This is a genomic window from Catenulispora sp. GP43 (assembly GCF_041260665.1).
GTDB lineage: Bacteria > Actinomycetota > Actinomycetes > Streptomycetales > Catenulisporaceae > Catenulispora.
This window is the reverse complement of the sequence record NZ_JBGCCT010000011.1, coordinates 25,980-45,500: the sequence shown is the minus strand read 5'-3', so window position 1 is coordinate 45,500 and position 19,521 is coordinate 25,980. Positions and strand designations below refer to the sequence as shown.

At 69.8% G+C, this 19,521-nt stretch carries 18 protein-coding genes; 9 read left to right on the top strand and 9 right to left on the bottom strand.

The window, feature by feature from the left end; all coding sequences use genetic code 11:
• Window positions 1–46 precede the first annotated feature (46 nt).
• From ABH926_RS22980 to ABH926_RS22970, 3 genes are read right to left on the bottom strand one after another with little or no spacing between them, the layout of a single operon-like run.
• The gene (locus ABH926_RS22980; RefSeq protein WP_370367779.1) at window positions 47–691 is read right to left on the bottom strand and encodes a bifunctional 4-hydroxy-2-oxoglutarate aldolase/2-dehydro-3-deoxy-phosphogluconate aldolase; all 645 of its coding nucleotides are present in this window, start codon (window positions 689–691) and stop codon (window positions 47–49) included.
• The gene (locus ABH926_RS22975) at window positions 688–2,298 is read right to left on the bottom strand and encodes an amidohydrolase family protein (protein ID WP_370367778.1); all 1,611 of its coding nucleotides are present in this window, start codon (window positions 2,296–2,298) and stop codon (window positions 688–690) included. The genes ABH926_RS22980 and ABH926_RS22975 overlap by 4 nt, the downstream gene beginning before the upstream one ends.
• The gene (locus ABH926_RS22970) at window positions 2,298–3,632 is read right to left on the bottom strand and encodes an alanine racemase (protein WP_370367777.1); all 1,335 of its coding nucleotides are present in this window, start codon (window positions 3,630–3,632) and stop codon (window positions 2,298–2,300) included. Before ABH926_RS22970 ends, ABH926_RS22975 begins: the two co-directional genes overlap by 1 nt.
• A gap of 154 nt (window positions 3,633–3,786) precedes the next feature.
• Here ABH926_RS22970 and ABH926_RS22965 point away from each other — a divergent pair, with 154 nt between their 5' ends.
• The 5 genes from ABH926_RS22965 (at window position 3,787) to ABH926_RS22945 (ending at window position 8,164) form a co-directional block, all read left to right on the top strand.
• Window positions 3,787–4,911, top strand: a complete 1,125-nt coding sequence (locus ABH926_RS22965; protein ID WP_370367776.1) for a sugar kinase — start codon at window positions 3,787–3,789, stop codon at window positions 4,909–4,911.
• A 7-nt stretch (window positions 4,912–4,918) separates the two neighbouring features.
• Window positions 4,919–5,659: an IclR family transcriptional regulator gene (locus ABH926_RS22960; RefSeq protein ID WP_370367775.1), complete on the top strand. Its 741-nt coding sequence runs from the start codon at window positions 4,919–4,921 to the stop codon at window positions 5,657–5,659.
• Between the two features lie 70 nt (window positions 5,660–5,729).
• Window positions 5,730–6,140, top strand: a complete 411-nt coding sequence (locus tag ABH926_RS22955; RefSeq protein WP_370367774.1) for a RidA family protein — start codon at window positions 5,730–5,732, stop codon at window positions 6,138–6,140.
• 137 nt (window positions 6,141–6,277) lie between these two features.
• Complete coding sequence (locus tag ABH926_RS22950) at window positions 6,278–7,480, top strand: alpha/beta hydrolase family protein (RefSeq protein ID WP_370367773.1); 1,203 nt, start codon at window positions 6,278–6,280, stop codon at window positions 7,478–7,480.
• A gap of 27 nt (window positions 7,481–7,507) precedes the next feature.
• On the top strand, window positions 7,508–8,164 hold the full coding sequence (locus ABH926_RS22945; RefSeq protein WP_370367772.1) for an SDR family oxidoreductase: 657 nt from the start codon (window positions 7,508–7,510) through the stop codon (window positions 8,162–8,164).
• A gap of 139 nt (window positions 8,165–8,303) precedes the next feature.
• On the opposite strand, the gene ABH926_RS22940 is transcribed toward ABH926_RS22945, so the two are convergent.
• Entirely contained in the window at window positions 8,304–10,001 is a 1,698-nt protein-coding gene (locus tag ABH926_RS22940) for a serine/threonine-protein kinase (RefSeq protein WP_370367771.1), read from the bottom strand.
• A gap of 329 nt (window positions 10,002–10,330) precedes the next feature.
• Between ABH926_RS22940 and ABH926_RS22935 the strand changes: the two genes are divergently transcribed.
• Together ABH926_RS22935 and ABH926_RS22930 are read left to right on the top strand one after the other, a co-directional pair.
• Complete coding sequence (locus tag ABH926_RS22935; protein ID WP_370367770.1) at window positions 10,331–10,477, top strand: hypothetical protein; 147 nt, start codon at window positions 10,331–10,333, stop codon at window positions 10,475–10,477.
• Between the two features lie 219 nt (window positions 10,478–10,696).
• Window positions 10,697–11,038: a hypothetical protein gene (locus ABH926_RS22930; RefSeq protein WP_370367769.1), complete on the top strand. Its 342-nt coding sequence runs from the start codon at window positions 10,697–10,699 to the stop codon at window positions 11,036–11,038.
• Window positions 11,039–11,122: 84 nt separating this feature from the next.
• Here ABH926_RS22930 and ABH926_RS22925 read toward each other — a convergent pair whose 3' ends face one another.
• The gene (locus ABH926_RS22925; RefSeq protein WP_370367768.1) at window positions 11,123–12,598 is read right to left on the bottom strand and encodes a cell wall-binding repeat-containing protein; all 1,476 of its coding nucleotides are present in this window, start codon (window positions 12,596–12,598) and stop codon (window positions 11,123–11,125) included.
• A 478-nt stretch (window positions 12,599–13,076) separates the two neighbouring features.
• Between ABH926_RS22925 and ABH926_RS22920 the strand changes: the two genes are divergently transcribed.
• Entirely contained in the window at window positions 13,077–13,643 is a 567-nt protein-coding gene (locus tag ABH926_RS22920; protein WP_370367767.1) for a peroxiredoxin, read from the top strand.
• Window positions 13,643–14,173 carry a carboxymuconolactone decarboxylase family protein gene (locus ABH926_RS22915; protein WP_370367766.1) on the top strand — a complete coding sequence of 177 codons (531 nt, stop codon included), beginning with the start codon at window positions 13,643–13,645 and terminating at the stop codon, window positions 14,171–14,173. The genes ABH926_RS22920 and ABH926_RS22915 overlap by 1 nt, the downstream gene beginning before the upstream one ends.
• Here the strand turns inward: ABH926_RS22915 and ABH926_RS22910 are convergent.
• The 4 genes from ABH926_RS22910 to ABH926_RS22895 all read right to left on the bottom strand — a co-directional run bounded on the left by ABH926_RS22910 (window position 14,170) and on the right by ABH926_RS22895 (window position 19,418).
• On the bottom strand, window positions 14,170–15,387 hold the full coding sequence (locus ABH926_RS22910) for a low temperature requirement protein A (protein ID WP_370367765.1): 1,218 nt from the start codon (window positions 15,385–15,387) through the stop codon (window positions 14,170–14,172). The genes ABH926_RS22915 and ABH926_RS22910 overlap by 4 nt on opposite strands.
• Window positions 15,388–15,605: 218 nt before the next feature.
• Window positions 15,606–16,511, bottom strand: a complete 906-nt coding sequence (locus ABH926_RS22905; protein WP_370367764.1) for a lytic transglycosylase domain-containing protein — start codon at window positions 16,509–16,511, stop codon at window positions 15,606–15,608.
• Window positions 16,512–16,861: 350 nt separating this feature from the next.
• Window positions 16,862–17,758: a transglycosylase SLT domain-containing protein gene (locus ABH926_RS22900; protein ID WP_370367763.1), complete on the bottom strand. Its 897-nt coding sequence runs from the start codon at window positions 17,756–17,758 to the stop codon at window positions 16,862–16,864.
• Window positions 17,759–18,083: 325 nt separating this feature from the next.
• Entirely contained in the window at window positions 18,084–19,418 is a 1,335-nt protein-coding gene (locus tag ABH926_RS22895) for a PhoH family protein (protein ID WP_370367762.1), read from the bottom strand.
• Between the last annotated feature and the right edge of the window lie 103 nt (window positions 19,419–19,521).

Sequence of the window (19,521 nt, the reverse complement as noted above, 5' to 3'; positions counted from 1 at the left end):
ATGGCGGCTATCAGCCTGGTGAACAAACCGGCGGTCAAGCCGGCGGTCAAGCCGGCCGTCGCACAGCCGCCATGAACGCCCGGGCCCGCCGCGCGATCTCGGGCCAGTCTCCAGCGGCCACCACATCCGGCGGCACCACATCAGTACCCGCACATACCGCCAGCGCGCCCGCCGCCAGGAAATCCGCGGCGTTGCCGGCGTTGACGCCTCCGGAAGCGACCAGCGGCAGCCCCGGATACGGCCCGCGCAGGTCTTTGAAGTAGCCGGGGCCGAAAGCCTTGGCCGGGAAGATCTTCACGGCCGCCGTGCCGAGATCGAGGGCCTGCGCGACCTCGGTCGGCGTCAGCGCGCCCAGCACGACCGGCACCCCGGCCTCGTGCGCCACTCTCGCGACCTCGGGCCGCAGCCCGGGCGTCACCAGGAACGAGACCCCGGCGTCGATCGCCTCCTCGGCCTGCGCGGCGGTCAGGACGGTCCCGGCGCCGACCCGGTGTCCGGCGGCGACGGCCGCCCGCAGGTGCGGCACCACGTCGGGGGTGCTGAAGGTGAGCTCGGTGCAGGTGATGCCGCCGCCGGCCAGCGCCGCGCACAGCGCGGCCGAATCGGGGATCGACGGTGCCCGGACCACGGCTATCACCGGTTCGGCGGCCAGCGCGGCCCGGAAGTCCGGATGTGGAAGGTCGGAAATCATAAGGCTGATACCCCCTGCTCTGTGCGTCGCAGTGCCCGGCCCGGGAGCGCCCCGGTGGGCTTGCCGTCTGTCAGGACCGACACGCCGTTGACCAGTACCTCGACCATCCCCTCGGCGGCCAGGCGCGGCTGTTCGAAGGTCGCGGTGTCGCGCACGGTCCGTGGATCGAACAGCACCAGATCCGCGTGGTGGCCGACGCGGATCAGCCCGCGCCGGTCGAGCCGCAGGCGCCGGGCCGGCCGGCCGGTCATCCGCGCGACCGTCTCCTCCAGCGTCAGGACGCCGAGGTCGCGGCTGTAATGGCCGAGGTAGCGCGGGAACGTGCCCCAGGCGCGCGGATGCGGACGGGCCCCGACCAGCAGGCCGTCGCTCCCGGCGGTGTGCGCGCGGTGCCGCATGATGGCGCGCACGTTCTCCTCGTTGCCGACGTGGTGCAGGATCGTCGTGCCGAGCCGGTCGGCGGCGAGCAGGTCGAAGAACACCTCGGTGCCGGTCACGGCGCGCGCGGCGGCGAGCTCGGCGACGTTCTGCCCGACGACGCCGGACAGCGCGGTGTCCCGCACTCCCGAGATCTGGATGGTGCGCCAGTCCACGACCATGCCGTGGTTGCCGTCGCTGCCGCGCTCCTCGACGTCGCGCCGGATCCGTTCCCGGGACACCGGATCGGCCAGCCGCGCCAGCGTGGCGTCCGGACCGCCCTCGGCCGACCAGCTCGGCAGGAGCGCGGCGAGCGTCGTGGAGCCCGGCAGGTAGGGATACGTGTCGAGGCTGATGTCGCAGCCCTCTGTCAGGGCCGCGTCGATCAGCTCCAGGAACTCGGCGGCCCGGCCGGCGTTGACCCCGAAGTTCATGGTGGCGTGGGCCAGATGCAGCGGACAGCCGGAGCGGCGCGAGATCTCGATCATCTCGGCGTAGCCGCCGAGCGCCCCGGCGCCGTAGGAACGCTGATGCGGCGAGTGGTATCCGCCGTGGGCGGCGACGACTTCGCAGAGTTCGATCAGCTCGTCGGTGCCCGCGTACATGCCCGGGGTGTAGGACAGGCCGCTGGACAGGCCGACCGCGCCCTCGCGCATGCCCTGCGCGACCAGTTCGCGCATGCGTTTCAGCTCGGCGCGGGTCGGTTCGCGGTTCTCCCAGCCCATCGCGAGCATGCGGACGGAACCGTGGGGGACGAGGTAGCAGGCGTTGACGGCAATACCCTGATCCAGCCGGTCCAGGTATTCGCCGACGGTCCGCCAACTCCAGTCGAAGTCCTCGGGATCGCCGTTCCAGCCGGCGATCTGGCGGCGCAGGGCGGGCAGCGTCGTGTCGTCGACCGGGGCGTAGGACAGGCCGTCCTGGCCGAGGACTTCACAGGTGACGCCCTGCGTGACCCGCGAGGGGTGGTCGCGTTCGACGAGGGTGCGCAGGTCGGAGTGCGCGTGCATGTCGATGAAGCCGGGAGCCAGGACCAGGCCGTCGGCGTCGACCACGCGCGCGGCGTCCGCGGACTTCAAGCTGGTGTCGACGGCGGCGATGACGCCGTTCGTGACGGCGACGTCGGCGCGGCAGCGGTCGGCTCCCGTGCCGTCGATGACGGTGGCGCCGCGGAAGACCAGCTCGGCCATCAGAAGAACGTCCTCACCAGGTCGACGACTTGTGGGTCGGGGCTGTCGGCGTCGTCGAGGACGGGGATCAGCGTCCACTTGTCGAGCGCGGTGCACGGATGGGAGAGGCCGAGGCGGATGACGGCGCCGACCGGGGCGGTGTCGCCGGCGTCGCGGAGGAAGGCGTGCTGGTCGTTGAGCGCGGTGATGACACCGGAGGCCGGTCCGACACCTCGGACGAGCTGCGGGATCGGCAGGCCCTCGTCGAAGGGGAGGTCGCGCTTGCCCGCGTCGAGCAGGGAGAGCTGCGGCTCGGGGTGCGAGACGACGCGGGCCCAGCCGTGCATCGCCGCCCGGAACGACGACGAGGCCGTGGCCTCGGCCTCCCGCGAGAGTGGGGAGATGCCGCGGTAGAAGCCGTCGTCGTGAATGACGTACGCGCCGGAGCGCACAACGACTTCGGCCCCTGATTCAGCCGCCGCCGGCACCAGGATCTCGGCGACGGTGTCGAAGTACGCACTGCCGCCTGCCGTGATGACGGGATGGCCGGTCTGGTAGGCGGCGGCGAGCCGGCGGTGCAGTTCGGCGAGGTCGCGGAGGTAGGACCGGACGGTGCCGAGCCCTTGAGGTGAGGCGTCGTGCGCCAGCGCGCCCTCGTATCCGGCGACACCGGCGAGTCGCAGTGTCGGCGCCGCCTCGATGGCGCGGGCGACGTCTTCGGCCTCAGCGATACCGCGCGCTCCGGTTCGTCCGCCGGCGCCGCCGAGCTCGACGAGGACTTCGATCGGGCGGTCCGTCTCGGGATCGGGGCCGCTGCCGACGCCGGCGGCGCGCAGGGCGGCGTCCATCTGGGCCACGGTCTCCACCGAGTCGGCCCAGCAGGCGAAGGCGAAGTCCGGATCGGCGGCCAGCTCGGTCGCGATCCAGGCCAGGCCCGCCGGATCGACCAGGGCGTTGGCGAGCATGAGCCGCTGGACACCGAAGGCGCGGGCCACGCGGAGCTGCGGGAGGTTGGCCAGCGTGATGCCGACCGCCCCGGCGTCGAGCTGGGCCTGCCAGAGCGCGGGGGCCATCGTCGTCTTGCCGTGCGGGGCCAGGGAGACGCCGGCCTGGCGGCACCACGCGGCCATGGTGCGCAGGTTGTGGTCCAGCGCGTCGGCGTCGAGGGTGAGGAGCGGGGTGCCGAGGTCGGACAGGCGGGGGCCGGTGGCGACGTAGGCGTGCGCCGTGCGTCCCCAGGCCTGCGGCGGCAGGGCTTTGAACCGCCAGTCCAGGTGCTCGTCGCCGAGGGCGGCGACGGCGGTCCGGTCGATGCCGGCGGTCGCGGTACGGCTGCCGAACGTCTGGTGGACCATGCGTCGCCTCCGCTGCCTGTGGGATTGCAATATATGCAACGCTCGTTGCATATGATGTCCTCCGGTTCTAGCATTCCAGGCGAAGGGCGGTCAACGCTGTGGGTGCAATGACTGGGGATGCGATGCCTGGGGACGCGACGACTGGGGAGGCCGAGTGGTGACGGCTTGGGCGGTGTGCGTCGGCGAGTCGATGGCGGCCTTGCTGCCGGACGTGCCGGGTCCGCTGGACGCGGTCGAGTCGTTCGCGGTGTCGGCCGGCGGCGCGGAGTCGAACGTGGCGTGCGCGCTGCGCGCGCTGGGGGTGCCCAGCGCTTGGGTCAGCCGGGTCGGCGACGACGGGTTCGGCCGGCGGCTGGTCGGCGAGGTGGCACGGCGGGGCGTGGACACCTCGGCAGTGGCGGTCGACCCACTGCGCCCGACCGGGCTGTACCTGAAGGAGACCGGCGGATCGGAGTGTGAAGGGGACCTCGGCGCGGGTCGCAGCAAGCTGCATTACTACCGCGCGGGGTCCGCGGCGTCGGCGATGTCGGCGGCGACTCTGCGCGAGCCCGAGGTGTCGCGCCTGATGGATGGCGCGCGGCTGCTGCACCTGACGGGGATCACACCGGCGTTGTCGCGGACCTGCCTGGAGATGGTGCGCGCTTTGCTGGACGCACCGCGCGGGCGGCGGCTCGTCAGCTTCGACCTGAACTGGCGCCCGGTGCTGTGGCGGGACCGCGACCCGGGTGTGCTGCGGGAGTTCGTGGACGCGGCCGATGTCGCGCTGCTCGGCGCGGACGAGGCGGAAGTCGCTTTCGGCACCGGGGATCCGGCCGAACTCAGGGCTCTGTTTCCCGGGCCCGCGACGATCGTGGTGAAGGACGCCGAGCGCGTGGTGACCGCGCTGACAGCCGACGGCGCCGTGTCGGAGCCGGCGCTGGCGGTGGACGTGGTCGAGCCGACCGGGGCCGGGGACGCGTTCGCCGCCGGGTATCTGGCCGGGACGCTGCACGGGTTCGATGAGCGGCGGCGATTGCGGCTGGGGCATCTGGCTGCGGCTTCGGCGTTGGTGGCGCAGGGCGATGTGGGCGAGTTGGGTGATTTGAGCCGCCTCGTGGATGTCGACCCCGCCGAGCACGATGGACAGTGGTCGGCAGCCACGGTCGCCGCGCTGCTGGACGCCTCGGAGGAGCAGTGGCGCGCGACCCGGATCTCGGCTGAGGGCATCGCTTTCGGCGGCAGCGCGATGGGCGGCGATGTCCGCCCGAGTCGCGCGGCCGGCCGTTCCGCGAGAAGGTGATGGTCCCATGAGCCAGACCGTCACCCGCGCCCTGCGCCTGCTCACCGAGCTCGGCGAGGGCGAGCGCTCGCTGGACCAGCTGGCCGAGGTGATCGGCGTCCACAAGACCACGGTGCTGCGGCTGCTCCAGTCGCTGGAGGCCGACCGGTTCGTCTACCGCGACGCCGAGTACCGCTACCACCTAGGCGCCGGGCTGTTCGCGCTGGCCGGCTTGGCGATGGAGCAGCGCGGCATCCGGCCGATCGCGGCTCCGCATCTGGCGGCGCTGAACGCGGCGACCGGGCAGACCGTGCACCTGGCCGCGTACGAGGGCGGCGAGGTCGTCTACATCGACAAGTACGACTCGCGTCACAGGGTCCGTATGTACTCCCGCGTCGGGCTGCGGGCCGGGCTGCACAACACCGCGGTGGCGAAGGTCCTGCTGGCGGATCTGCCGGCGGCCGAGCGGCGCCGGGTGGTGGCGGGGATCGAGTTCGTGCCGCACACGCCGAACACCATCGCGTCGGCGCCGCAGCTGCTCGCGGAGCTGGAGACGGTGGCCGCGCAGGGTTGGGCCCAGGACCATGCCGAGCACGAGACGTTCATCAACTGCATCGGCGCGCCGGTCCGGGACGCGTCCGGGCGGGCCGTCGCGGCGGTGTCGATCTCGGTGCCGGACGTCGTGCTCCCCTACGAACAGGTGCTGGAACTGCTGCCGCAGCTGCTCGAGACGGTCCGCGCCATCTCCGCGGACGCCGGCGCCCCCTGACTTTGCCTCCGCTGTCCAAGAAGCATCCCGAAAGAACAAGAACCATCCCGAAAGAAAGCGAGCCCTCCCGATGACTTCCGCGAAGACCGAGATCCGCACCGACGGCGCACCGGCCCCGATGCCGGTGTTCTCCCAGGGTGTCCGCAAGGGCCCGATCCTGCAGGTGTCCGGGCAGGGCGGCGAGGATCCGGCGACCGGCCAGTACGTGGCTCCCGGCGACGTGAAGGCGCAGACCGCGCGCACGCTGGAGAACGTGAAGGCGATCGTCGAGGCCGGCGGCGGCACCGTCGACGACATCGTGATGTTCCGCGTCTACCTCACCACCCGCGACCACTTCGCGGCGATGAACGAGGCGTACGCGGAGTTCATCGCGGCGAACCTCGGCGCGGACGGTGTGAAGCCCAGCCGGACGACGGTCTTCGTGGAGCTGCCGAAGGAGTCGATGCTGGTGGAGATCGACGCGCTGGCGGTCGTCGCCTGAACCGGCCGGCGTTAGCGACCTCATAACAGGGGTCTCATCCTGCGGGATGAGGCCCCTGGACCCGGGGGATTACCGGCTCTGAAGGTGCCATCCGTGGGGTGATCCGCGATGAGACGCGCCGCTCGTACCTTCAACCCATGGTTACCAACCGACGCCGCCTGGCGGCCTCCGCGATCGTCGCTCTGTCCGTTTCCGCGCTCACCCTTGTCGGGTCAGGCGCCGCTTCCGCCGCAGCTCCCCACGCGGCTTCCGGGTATTCCTCGGCCGTGTCGGCGACCGCTCCGGCCTCCGCGAAGTTCTCGCTGCCCGCGCCGACCGGCCACTACGAGGCCGGCGAGGACGTCTTGCACCTGACCGACACCGGCCGCCTGGACCCCTGGAATCCCTCGGCGGGCTATCGCCAACTGACCGTCTCGATGTTCTACCCCGCTCGCCAGGGCACCGGTCAGCCCGCGCCCTACATGAGCGCCGGCGAGGCCCAGGGCTTCGTGTCGCTGCGGGTGCCGCCGGGCTTCGGGATCACCGCCGACCCCGTCGCCGCTATGCAGACCCACGCGTTCACCGGCGCCAAGGCCGCTCCCGGCAAGTTCCCGCTGATCGTGCTCTCTCCCGGACTGGAGAACCCGCGGGCGACTCTGACCTCGCTGGCGACCGACCTGGCGAGCCGCGGGTATGTCGTGGCGCTCGTCGGCCACCCGTACGAGGACAGCGGTGAGCAGTTGGCGGACGGCAGCATCGCGCCGTGCCTGTGGTGCAGCCAGAGCGGGCCCGACCCGGCGAGCAACGAGCAGCTGGTGAGCAGCCGCGCGGTGGACGTGAAGTTCGTCGTGGACCAGCTCACCGCGGGCCACGCCTGGAACCTGGGCCACCTGATCGACAAGTGCAGCATCGGCATGGCCGGCCACTCGGTCGGCGGCGCCGCGGCGGCCGCGGCGATGGAGGCCGATCCGCGGATCCGGGCCGGCGTGAACCTGGACGGCACCTTCTTCCCCGCCGTGCCGGCCGGCGGTCTCGGCGGCCGGGCGTTCATGATGTTCGGCAAGCAGAGCGACCACGCCGCCGGCGACGCGCCCGACTGGGACCAGACCTGGGCCGACCTGACCGGCTACAAGCGCTGGTTCGCGGTGGACGGGGAGGCGCACGCGTCCTTCACCGACATCGCGGTGCTGGCCGAGGAGGCTTCGATGCCGGTGCCGGGGCAGAGTGTGGACGGGTTCCGCAGCGTCCAGATCACCCGGGACTACGTCGCAGCGTTCTTCGACAAGACCCTGAAGGGGATCCCCTCGCCGCTGATGGACGGCGACTCGCCGGCCTACCCCGAAGTGGCGGCGCAGCCGTAGACGGGCCGATGACCGGAGAATGGCGCCATGACAGTACGTGATTCCGTGGTCGATGGCAGGTACCTGGTGCTCGGCGGCTCCGGCCGGACCGGCTCGCTCGTGACGTCGCTGCTGCTGGAGCGCGGTGCGCGGGTGACGGTCGCCGGCCGGCGACCGCGCGGCGTGGCCGGCGCCGACACCGCCGTGGTGGACCTTGCGGCCGGCTTCGACGCCGCGCTGCTCGACGGGTACGACGGCGTGGTCGTGTCGGTCGAGCCGCCGACCGACGACCGCGGCGCGGAGGCGGTGATGCACCGGGGCGTGGCGGCGGTCGGCGAGGCCGCCGCCCGGAGCGGGGCGCACGTGGTGCTGGTGTCGCAGATCTACATCACGCGAGCCCACGAGCACCCGGACATGGCCGGGATCATCACGGCCCGCGCACGGGGCGAGGAGGCGCTGCGGGCGAGCGGCGCCGCGTACACGATCGTGCGGCCGGGGTGGCTCACGGCGGGGCCCGCGGCCGGGATCCGGTTGGAGCAGGGGGACAAGGGGGACGGCCGGATCAGCCGGGCCTCGGTGGCCGCGGCTTCGGTGGCGGCGCTGACTTCGGCCGGCGCTGTGAGGAAGACCTTTGAGATCTATGACGAGGGCGATGCCGCGCCGGACTGGTCTGTGGAGTTCGCGGCGCTGACGCCCGACAGCTGATGTGTGGTGGCTGAGGGTGGCTGAGGGTGGCTCAGGTGGCTCAGGTGGTTGAGGTGGTTGAGATGTTTGAGGCGGCTTAGGTGGCTTGGCGGTTGAGGTGGCGCGGGCTGGTGGTCGGCGCGGCGGCGGTGGGCGCTGTTCAGGGCGTCTTCTGTGCGGCCTTCCGTTTCGTGTCGGCCTCGACGGCCCAGCCGATCGCGATCGTCAGGATGCCCGCCAGGGTTCCGGCCGACGCCCACAGTGCGCCGATCGGCGGCAGCCAGGTCTTGTAGATCCCGGCACCCGCGGCCTCCGCACAGAACGCGGCGCCGGCGCCCGCGGCGAACACGAAGACGCCGGCGACCACCTGGACGGTGGCGCCTGCGGCGTTCGGGATCGCTTTCACGGCTGCGATGGTCCAGAGCGTCGCGGCGGTCAGGATGATGTATCCGGTCGGCGCGATGAGCCACCAGCCGGGGGAGTAGGCGTTCTTCGTCGGGTCGATCCGGTCCTGGGCGATGACGCGGGCGTCCTGGTCGCTGGTGACCGGGTGCCAAGCGGCGGTGATCTCGGCGTGCTTGAGGGCGTAGGCGGCCAGGCCGAGGAGGGCGAGCATGAGGAGGAGGATCGCCTTGGCCTGCCAGGGCGAGCGGGGCTTCGCAGGGTTCTTGGTCTTCTGCTTGGTCTTGGTCTTGTTGGTGGTTGTGGTGAAGGTCGACGCGCCCGACTGCGGTGTCTGACCTTGGCCTGATTGGCCTGACTGGCCTGACTGGCCTGACTGGCCTGACTGCGCCGCCTGCGCCGACTGGGCTGATCGGTTGCGGCGGTTCTGCTGCGCCGCCTGGATCCGGTCCTCGGCGTGCAGGACCGCGGCGGCGGCGTTCTTGCGGAGCGCCTTGGCCAGCAGCCCGGCGACCTCCTTCGCGCCGCCGCTGTTCTTGGCGGTGGCGTCGAACGGCTTGAAGGGGCGCGTGTAGGCGCGGGTCGATCCGAAGGTCGAGGCGGCGCCGTCGCCGAGCTGTTCCGCCGACTGCTGCACCATATTCAGCGCGTCGGCGAGTTCGGGACGGTTCACAGCGTCCTTATGAAGGAGCGCGCCGAGGAGTGGCTTGAGGGCGCCGGCACGTTGCGGTTCCGGCGGATCTTCGAGGAGGACCGCCGTGAGCGATCCGGTGGGGGTGTCGCGGTGGAACGGCGAGATGCCTTCGACCGCGTGATAGAGGGTCACGCCGAGCGAGAACAGGTCGCTGGCGTACGTCGCCTCGTGCCCGCGAGCCCGCTCGGGCGCCATGTATTCGGCCGAGCCGAGGATGACGCCGGCGGTGGTGATGGAGGGGTCGGCGTCGTTCACCGCGATGCCGAAGTCGGTGAGCAGCACGTCGCCGTCCTCGGTGAGCATGACGTTGGCCGGCTTGATGTCCCGGTGCACGACCTTCACGGCCTGCGCCGCGCGCAGCGCCTGGAGCAACGACGCGGCGAGGTACACGGCATCGGGCTCGGAGAGCGGGCCGCCGTCCTTGATCCGGGTCGCCAGGGTCTGGCCCTCGACGAGCTGCATGACGATCCACGGGCCGCCGTCGTCCACGACATCATGCACCGCCACCACATTCGGGTGGTCCCGCAGCTTGGCGGCATGCCGCGCCTCACGCAGCGCGCGCTCGGTCTGCGCCGCCTGCTGCGACTGCGGCGCGTTCAGCGGCAGCCGCACTTGCTTGACCGCGACATCGATGTCCAGCGACTGGTCCCGCGCCCGCCACACCTCCCCGAATCCGCCCTCACCCAACTTCGCGAGCAGGCGATACCGCCCGCCGACAGACCGCCCCAGCCCTGGTGCCCCCGGTCCCGTAGTCTCCGCCACGACGGGCCCTTCCCCGCTTGGGGGCTTCGTTACTCAGGAGGGGTCCCTTGACAGGGGAGTGGTGGATCATGTGGTGGGGTGTGGTGGTGGGCGAATAAGGGGTCGTTGATCGAGTGTCAGCGTGACTATCAGCGGTTCGGGGCGAGCGAGGCGCGCTTCATCCGGCGCATGCGGCCTCCGGCGTGGACGGGCTTTGCCGGGGCGGCGGACCTGACTGACTCGGGGAATCGGGTCGGCGGGTTCTGTGAGCTGGCCATCGAATTGGCTGACGGTGGCGACGATCAGCTCGAACGTGCGCTGACAGTCGTGTGGCGCGCGGGGTGGTGGTCATGCGAGGCAATGGTCAGGGTTCTGACTGGCTGGACTTCTACGTGCCGATGGACGCGCTGTGTCGTGCCGCTCCGGGGGCGATCGATGAGTGGCTTGCTGGCATCGGCCAGGAGCTCTTCCACCAGCAGCTGTGCCTGCCGGCTTGAATACACGGCGGCCAACCGCTGACGGCCCCATGGTCGGCGACTCCGCGGCGCCCCGCAGCCTGAAGTGCGCCGAATGGGTGAGCGATATCTGGCTGGTGCGCCCGCTCGTCGTCGGATCATCCCATCGGCCTACGCCTGCGCGAGTGTTGAGGTATGCGTGCATAGCATCCGAAAAGGGGGGAGTCAGAGTTAGCACGTCCATGCGGAAGGAACCGGCACATGGCTGACAACGGCACCCGCGTCAAGGCGGCCGACAACCCCATGGTCTACGTCATCCTCGAGGGGAAGCGGCGGGCCCTGAACGAGTCGTCGTACCTGAACATCTTCAACGACTGGGAAGGCATCTCCGAGGTCAACATCGACGACCTGCAGGACGGCGGCGCCATCCAGGACGGCTACATCGGCAACGCGAACGGCGAGAGCTACCTCGTCGCCGACAACGTCAAGTACCGCATCAACGGCAACGTCACCGCCGAGCGCCTCAACCTGAAAGTGACCACGCCGCGTCCGCTGTCCGAGCAGGAAGTCGGCGCGCTTTCCGACGGGCCGCAGTTGGGCTGATCGCCGCGTCGCGCGCATATATGTCTGTACCCTGCGATTCCCTCACGGGGTCGCAGGGCACAGGCGGGTCGAGCGCGGGGTGGGTCAGTACATCAGGTGGTGGTCGGTGTAGACGACCGGCTTCGGCTGCACCGCCTGGCCGACCGCGGTGACGAGCGAGGGCTGGAGCACCGAGGTCCCGCCGAAGATCGAGATTTCGGCGAGCAGGGGGCGGTTGTGGAGGACGCTCGCGCTGAAGCCGGACAGTGTGGTGGCCGGGTTGGTGAGTAGCAGCGGTCCGTTCTTCATCGCCATGAAGGCGCCGCCGGTCAGGGCGTCGGGGAAGGACGAGCCGGAGGCCAGGCCGTCGGTGGTGGACCAGATGATGGAGCCGTTGCCCCAGCCGCGCGCGGCGACGTCGGCGGCGGTCTCGTAGCGGTCGTTGCCCTCGATCGCGTTGAGTCCGGCCTTGTTGACGCCTTGCAGATTGTCCACGGCTGTGTCGGCGCCGCCGCCGATGGCCGTCACGGTGGGTATGAGGTTCGCCGGCTGGTAGGAGGCCAGCTTGTCGATGACGTAGGCCTTGGTCGCCGGGTCCAGCGTCGCCGTGGTGGAGGGCCCGTCCGACAGCACGATGGCGGCCGGGACGCCGTGGTCGGCGGCGATGTTCGAGGCGTAGGGGCCGGCCGCGAGCGCGTCGGCGAAGTCGTCGCCGCGCGCCACGACGATGGTGGCCGGGTTGTTGAGGGCGCGCGGGTCCTGGGCGATGGCCAGGGCGGTGCCGTAGCGGCTGTCCCCGGACAGGCGGACCACGTTGTATCCCAGGCTGCTGATGTGGTCGGCGACCGCCTGGGGGATGGCGCTGGTGCCGCCCAGGATGAACACGGTGTGGCTCTTGTCCTTGGGTAGGACCCGCAGGATCTCGGACTCGACGTTCTTGTCGAGCGTGGTGGCCGTCGGGCCGCCAGGGGTCAGGAGCAGGGGCGCGTTCTTGTACTTGGCCAGCGGGATGCCCGCGAGCGCGTCGGCGAACACGTCGCCGCGGGCGAGGACCACGGCCCCGGCCGACCCGGCCGTCGGGAACTCCGCCTGCGACAGCGCGACGCCGGTCCCGTAGCGGGTGGCGCCGTCATAGCGGTCCACGGCGACCTTGGCCGGGTACGCGACGGTGACGGTGTGCGTGACCACCGTCGTCGCACCGGGGGTCTGATTGTCCGTCGCGGTGAGCTTGACGGTGTAGGTGCCGACGCTGGGGTAGGTGCAGACGACGCTCCCGCTGACCGCCCCCGAAGGCGACGAGGGAAGAAGACTGAGCGTGCCCTGGAGCTTGTTCCCGCAGTCGATCGTCGCGGCGCTCAACTGGCTGCCGGGGGCGCCGGCGGTCGTGATCCCCGGCGCGACGTTGTAGGCGACGGTCGCCCGCACATCGGGGGCGGCACTGAGGTTGCCCTGGGCATCGACCGTCGCCCCGGGCGCGGACAAGGAGTCGGTGGCCGTGGGCGCCACCGGCGCCGGCGGCGTGGCGGCCGAGGCCGAACCCGCCGCGATACCGGTGCCCACTACGGCGGAGGCGGATGCCACCGCTAGTACTGAAAGCCTGATCCGACTCACTGTGTCCTCCGTGATTGAGTGCGCTGATGCTCGATCAGCATGCGCTCGGGGGGAGGTCGGCGGATCCGTCAACGGGCGGAGGCGGTCTCATCATTTCGAGGAGCGTATAAGGCTGGCCTGAAATGGCACGGATCGTCAGAAGTGATGCGCTTGCGCCGCGCGCCTGCCAGCTGAGAGTCACATGCGTGGCAGAGCGAACTCCGTCTCAGCCAGTGAACCGATTCGTCACGTGCCGGACTCCGAGCGACACTGCTAAGGAAGCCGCGAGCGCTGAGGGTCAGGCCATGAGCCGGCCCGAGCGATTGATCGGATCTCCCTATCGCAACTCGCCCCTCGCGCCTATTTCACTGATCAATCCTGGTCTGACAGCCTGGTCATGTCGCGTTCGCCGGCCCTGAGGCCCGCTTGAGCGCGGTTCAAGGCAACCCTCATCGCTAGGAGATCAACCGTGGCCACGCTGACCATCGGCGACCAGTTCCCCAAGTTCAACCTGACCTCGGTCGTCGACATCGACCAGGCGAACCCGGAGGACGCGTTCGTGCAGATCACGGATGAGTCCTATGCGGGCAAGTGGAAGATTGTGTTTTTCTGGCCCAAGGACTTCACCTTCGTGTGTCCGACGGAGATCGCGGCGTTCGGCAAGCTCAACGAGGAGTTCCAGGACCGGGACACGCAGGTGCTCGGGGTCTCCGTCGACAACGAGTTCGTGCACCGGGCTTGGCGGCTGGACCACAAGGACCTGCGGGAACTGCCGTTCCCGATGATGGCGGACGTCAAGCGGGAGCTGACCGCCGCCTGTGGTGTGCTGAACAAGGACGGCGTCGCCGACCGGGCCACCTTCATCGTGGACCCGAACAACGAGATCCAGTTCGTCATGGTGACCGCCGGGTCGGTCGGGCGGAACGTCGACGAGGTGCTGCGGGTGCTGGACGCGCTGCAGACCGATGAGCTGTGCCCGTGCAACTGGAAGTCCGGCGATGAGACGCTGGTCGTGCGTGAGCTGTTGAACGCCTGATGGGGTACGAGGTCCTCAAGGAGGCGCTGCCCGAGTACGCCAAGGACATCAAGCTGAATCTCAGCTCGATGGTCAACACCTCGAAGCTCACTGAGCAGCAGTTGTGGGGTGCGATTCTCGGGACTGCCATCGCCTCGCGGAATGCGAAGGTCATCGCGGAGTTGTCGGCCGAGGCCAAGACGCATCTGTCGGATGTGGCGTATGTCGCGGCAAAGGGTGCCGCGGCGGTCATGGCCATGAACAACGTGTACTACCGGGGTATGCACCTGCTGGGCGACCCCGAGTACCAGAATCTGCGGGCCGGCCTGCGGATGAACTTCATGGCCAACCACGGGGTGGACAAGCTCGACTTCGAGCTGTGGTCGCTGGCGGTTTCGGCGATCAACGGGTGCCAGCGGTGCTTGGAGTCGCATGAGCAAGTTCTTGTGAAGGCCGGTGCCTCCCGCGAGACGGTGCAGGAAGCGGTTAAGATTGCTGCCATCGTCAACAGTGTCTCCGTGACGCTGGAGGCGGAAGACTCGCTGGCTTAAGCAGCACCCTGGTTTTGCCGGCGTCTGACCGCCGCTTTCCACTTCGTGACGATCTCCGAAGCCAGGAAGGCGGCGGTCGCGACGCATACGGACAACAACGTCCACATGGCGCCCCCCGCGGCGCCCGCGGCGGTGCCGATGACGAACACCGCTGCCGCCGCCATCAGCCAGCGCGAGTAGGTGGCCCATTCGCTGACCTTGCGGAGCAGGGCGATGGCGGCCAGGAATCCGGCCACCGGGACGGTCAGCGTCAGGGCCATGGCCGTGCGGCCCAGTACTCCGTCGTCCTGGGCGACCTGCTCCAGGAGCGCGGCGAGGGTTCCGCCGATCGCGGTCAGGGTGCCGTAGACGAAGTAGTGGCCGTATCCCCAGATGAAGGCCGTGCGGATGCGGGTCAGGTCGTACTCGCCCAGGAAGCCGAAATACAGCCACCACAGGGAGAACGCGAGGATTCCCGCGCTGATCGCGCCGATCATCAGGGTCGCCAGGTGCTTGTGGTCCGTCAGGGCCGTGTTGAAGGCGGTCGAGGCGACCAGGACAATCTCGCCGAGGATGATGATCGTGAACAGGCCGTAGCGTTCCTCGACGTGTTCGGAGTGCGGCAGGGGCGCCGCCTCGGCGTGCTGGGCCCAGGCCGGGACCGACAGTTCGACGATCACGCCGACGGCGAAGAACGGGAGGGTCTGCAGCGGGGTCAGGTGGCGCAGGCCGAAGCCGAACAGCACCCAGCCGACCTGGACCGCCAGGATGCCGTAGGCCCAGCGGTTGCAGAACGAGCGCAGGGCCGGGTTGGCGTGGCCGGCGCGCAGCCACTGCGCGGCCATCACCAGGCGGATCACGACGTAGCAGCCCACGACGATGCGGAAGTCGTCGTCCTGGAACACGTACGGGATGCCGGAGGCGATTCCGAGCGAGGCCAGCAGCTGCACCAGCACCATCAGGCGGTAGGGCACGTCGTCGGGGTCGAAGAAATTCGCGAACCAGGTGAAACCCATCCACGCCCACCAGACCCCGAACACCATCTCGACCAGGGAGATGACGCCGTGCAGCAGGTGCCCGGTGATCACCGCGTGGTGCCACTCCTGGGCGATCGCGCTGATCGTGACCACGAAGACCAGGTCGAAGAACAGCTCCAGCGTGGTGGAGGTGCGGCCCTCCTCGTGGGGGTCGCGCAGCAGGATCGGCCGGATCAGGACCGTGGGAGTGGACGGCATAACCGCATTAAAGAACACCGGCGCCCCGTCCGGTCGCAAGGCAGTCGCGAACGGACGGGGCGTCGGCGCCGATGACGGCGGGGCCCGTTGTCAGGCGGCGCTCAGGGGAAACCGCCGCCGGAACTCACCTTCCGTCGCCGGAACTCAGCTTCGAAAGCCAATCAGGGCATGCCGGACCAGCGCTTCGACAGCGCTGGTTCCATCGGGGATCGCTGGTATCAGTACCAGTTGTGGGACTGCCAGAAGGACCAGGCGCCGCACGGCGAGCCGTACCGCGAGTCCATGTACGACAGCGTCCACTTGATCTGGGTGGTCGGGTTGTTCTCCCAGTCCGACCCGGCCGAGGCCATCTTGCTGCCCGGCAGCGCCTGTCCGAGCCCGTAGGCGCCGGACGAGGGGTTGGTCGCGTGCACGTTCCAGCCGGACTCGCGCTCGATGATGTTCGCGAAGCACGCGAACTGGCCGGACGGCACGATCGACTGGGCGATCGCGTACGCCGAGCCGTAGGAACCGCCGCTGGGTGTCGTCGGCTTCTGCGTCGGAGTGGCAGTCGGCGTCGGCGTGGACGTGGGGGACGACGACGCGCTCGGCAGCGGCTGGCGCTGCTGGTCGCGGTTCGCGGCGGCGGCCGCCGCGGCACGCTGGTCGGCCGCGGCCTTGTCCGCGGCCGCCTTGTCGGCCGCCGCCTTGTCCGCAGCGGCCTTGTCAGCTGCGGCCTTGTCCGCAGCCGCCTTGTCGGCTGCGGCCTTGGCAGCCGCGTCCGCTTCAGCCTTCTGCTCCGCGGCCTTCTCGGCGGCAGCCGTGGCGGCGGCATCGGCCTGCGCCTTGTCGGAGGCAGCCTTCTGCTCCGCCGCGAACTGTGCGGCGGCCACCTGCTTGTCGTGGTTGGAAACGTCGTTCGCGTGGACCGCGTACGCGCTGCCCGTGCCTGCCAGGACCAGGGTTCCGGCCGCTGCCACCGCGGCTATTCGGGAGGTCTTGGTGGGGAGCTTGGCGGTCATGAACGAGAGGGTCTTGCCCGCCGCGTTGGACGCGGCGCCCGCGATCCCGGACTTCGGGTCCTGCGAGGTGGGGTCTTGCTGCTGGTTGTGCTCGTCGTGCTCAGTGCGCCTATGGCTGGACAAGAGTTGCCTTCCGCAGTGCCTCACCCCTTTTCGACGGCCGTCTTCGCACAGCCCGGATTGATCCGCGGCGTGTGGGAAGTGATGACCGGCTCCCTCATGGAGCGGCGCATGGGCGAACGGATAGGCGGCATCTTCGCCGCCCCATCCACCCCCTGGTGGATCAACGTCCTCTAAGGACCTTGGTCCCGCGGGCCCGAGCGCGGGGTCTTCCGAAAATCGAGCCTCTCCCGGAACAGAGATCGAACTCAAGCCGGAACGGGGTCGGAAAAATCACAGTGCACTGAGTAAGCGAACGGCCACTGTCGGAGACAGTGGCCGTTCGGAGGTTTTTTTCAGTTGTTACTGGCGGCTTAGTAGCCGAACCAGCAGGAGCCACCGCACCGCGCGGCGACGACGTTGTCCAGCGAACCGTAGGTCGCCGCGGCGTAGCGGGCGCCGGCGATGATGTTGTCGACCGGGTTGTAGATGTTGTTGTGGCCGGCCAGGTGGTACGCGTTGAACGTGGGCTGGATCACCTGGAGCAGACCGATGGACGGGGTGCCCTTGGCGGCGTTGGAGTCCCAGCCGTTGACGGCGCTCGGGTTGCCCGCGGACTCGTGCATCGCGGCCTGGTAGACGGCGTTGTAGGAGGTCGGGGTGCCGGTGGAGTTCAGGATCGAGACGGCCTGCTTGATCCAGCCGTCCAGGTTGTTCGTGTAGGTCGGGGTCGCGGCAGCGGCGGCGGCAGCAGCCTTGGCCTTCGCCGCGGCGGCGGCCTGGGCCTGCGCCTGAGCGGCCTGAGCGGCCTGCGCGGCGGCGGCACGGTCCGCGGCGGCCTTGTCCGCGGCAGCCTTGTCGGCAGCGGCCTTGTCAGCGGCGGCCTTCTCAGCCGAAGCCTTGGCGGCGGCGTCAGCGGCGGCCTTGTCGGCGGCGGCCTTCGCCGCGGCGTCGGCGGCGGCCTTGTCGGTGGCCGCCTTCTGGGCGGCGGCCTGGGCGGCCGCGGTGTCGGCGGCCGGGGAGGTGGCCGGCAGGGCTGCGCGCTGGGCGCTGCGGTTGGCGGCGTCGGCCGCGGCGGCGCGCTGCGCGACGATGTCTGCGGCGCTCTTGGCCTGGTTGGACTTCATCGTGGAGACCGCGGCGGCGTCGGCCACGGCGGCCTTGTCGGACTTGACGGACGAGGCGTGGGCGGCCACACCGGTGGCGACGAACGCGCCGGTGACGGCCAGGGCGCCGGTGATGGCCAGGGCCTTCGTCCGGGAAATACGCATACCGGACACAGAATTCCGCACGGAGAACAAAGGGAGCCTTCCGAAGTGGGTTCACCCCGCTGCGGCTCGACTCACTGCCTGTTCACAGGCAGCGACGATGCAATAACTCATTGCAGTCGAGAGCGAAAGTCGAGCCGGGAAAACTCCCTGTTCTCACTTTCGGCGCCGGCGGCCGTTAGGCCCTGGATCGTCGAATGCGATTGCCAGACGCGGGGTCTTACGCATTCGACGATGCAGGGCCTTTGGTCCCTTTTCAACTCAATAGTGCGTGTCCTGCGTCACAGTGAACGCAGCGTGATATCCCCTGCACGAGGGGGGTCCGCAGTTAAACCGCCAGTTCCTCCAGCAACTCTGTCACCAAAGCGGCGATAGGGGATCTTTCGCTCCTGCTGAGAGTTACATGGGCGAAAAGGGGGTGTCCCTTCAGCTTTTCCACCACGGAGACGATGCCGTCGTAACGCCCCACACGCAGATTGTCACGCTGCGCGACGTCGTGGGTGAGAACAACGCGCGAACCGGTCCCGATTCGGGACAGAACGGTCAGTAGCACATTGCGCTCGAGCGATTGCGCTTCGTCGACGATGACGAATGAGTCGTGCAGGGAACGGCCGCGGATGTGGGTGAGCGGGAGCACTTCCAGCATTCCCCGGTCCACCACCTCGTCGATGACGGCCTGTGAGGTCAGGGCCGACAGGGTGTCGAACACCGCCTGGCCCCAGGGCGACATCTTCTCGTTCTCGGTACCGGGCAGATAGCCGAGTTCCTGGCCGCCGACCGCGTATAACGGCCGGAACACCACGACCTTGCGGTGCAGACGGCGCTCCATCACCGATTCCAGGCCGGCGCACAGCGCCAGCGCGGACTTGCCGGTGCCGGCCCGCCCGCCCAAGGAGACGATGCCGATGTCCGGATCCAGCAGCAGATCCAGCGCCACGCGCTGTTCGGCCGAGCGGCCGTGCAGTCCGAAGACGTCACGGTCGCCGCGCACCAGGCGGACCTTCTTGTCCGCGGTGACGCGCCCGAGGGCCTTGCCGCGCTCGGAGAGCAGCACCAGCCCGGTGTGGCAGGGCAGTCCCGCGGCCTCGGGGACGTCGACCGAGCCCGAGGAGAACAGCTCGTCCACGGAGTCCGCGGCGATCTCGACCTCGGTCATGCCGGTCCAGCCGGACGCGGCCTCCAGGGCGATCTCCGCGCGGTACTCCTCCGCGGGCAGCCCCACGGCGCTGGCCTTGACCCGCATCGGCAGGTCCTTGCTGACCAGCGTCACGTCCTGGCCCTCGGCCCGCAGGTTGCAGGCCACGGCCAGGATGCGCGAGTCGTTGTCGCCGAGGCGGAAGCCCGGCGGCAGACCTTCGGGATCGGTGTGGTTGAGCTCCACACGCAGGGTTCCGCCGGTCTCGCCGACGGGGATCGGGGCGTCGAGACGCCCGTGGACGACCCGCATCTCGTCCAGGATCCGCAACGCGTTGCGGGCGAAGTAGCCGAGCTCGGGGTGGTGCCGTTTGCCCTCCAGCTCAGTCACGACCACGATCGGGACGACGACCTCGTGTTCGGCGAACCTGGTCAGCGCCGACGGGTCGGCGAGCAGGACGCTGGTGTCGAGGACGTAGGTGCGGCGCCGGGCCTTGCTGGAGGCGCGGCGGCGAGGGGTAGCTGCCACTGTTGTCTGTCTCCCCAGAAGCGACAAATGCCGGGGAGCAGACCCGTCACAGCCATCTGTGTGAGTCGACCTTGCTCCACCGGCACGTCTGGAAAGTTCCCGT

Excerpts from the sequence above, each read along its gene's own strand:
- ABH926_RS22980 (WP_370367779.1), bottom strand. The coding sequence starts at position 691 with ATGATTTCCGACCTTCCACATCCGGACTTCCGGGCCGCGCTGGCCGCC.
- ABH926_RS22975 (WP_370367778.1), bottom strand. The coding sequence starts at position 2,298 with ATGGCCGAGCTGGTCTTCCGCGGCGCCACCGTCATCGACGGCACGGGA.
- ABH926_RS22970 (WP_370367777.1), bottom strand. The coding sequence starts at position 3,632 with ATGGTCCACCAGACGTTCGGCAGCCGTACCGCGACCGCCGGCATCGAC.
- ABH926_RS22960 (WP_370367775.1), top strand. The coding sequence starts at position 4,919 with ATGAGCCAGACCGTCACCCGCGCCCTGCGCCTGCTCACCGAGCTCGGC.
- ABH926_RS22955 (WP_370367774.1), top strand. The coding sequence starts at position 5,730 with ATGACTTCCGCGAAGACCGAGATCCGCACCGACGGCGCACCGGCCCCG.
- ABH926_RS22950 (WP_370367773.1), top strand. The coding sequence starts at position 6,278 with ATGGTTACCAACCGACGCCGCCTGGCGGCCTCCGCGATCGTCGCTCTG.
- ABH926_RS22945 (WP_370367772.1), top strand. The coding sequence starts at position 7,508 with ATGACAGTACGTGATTCCGTGGTCGATGGCAGGTACCTGGTGCTCGGC.
- ABH926_RS22935 (WP_370367770.1), top strand. The coding sequence starts at position 10,331 with ATGCGAGGCAATGGTCAGGGTTCTGACTGGCTGGACTTCTACGTGCCG.
- ABH926_RS22930 (WP_370367769.1), top strand. The coding sequence starts at position 10,697 with ATGGCTGACAACGGCACCCGCGTCAAGGCGGCCGACAACCCCATGGTC.
- ABH926_RS22915 (WP_370367766.1), top strand. The coding sequence starts at position 13,643 with ATGGGGTACGAGGTCCTCAAGGAGGCGCTGCCCGAGTACGCCAAGGAC.
- ABH926_RS22910 (WP_370367765.1), bottom strand. The coding sequence starts at position 15,387 with ATGCCGTCCACTCCCACGGTCCTGATCCGGCCGATCCTGCTGCGCGAC.
- ABH926_RS22900 (WP_370367763.1), bottom strand. The coding sequence starts at position 17,758 with ATGCGTATTTCCCGGACGAAGGCCCTGGCCATCACCGGCGCCCTGGCC.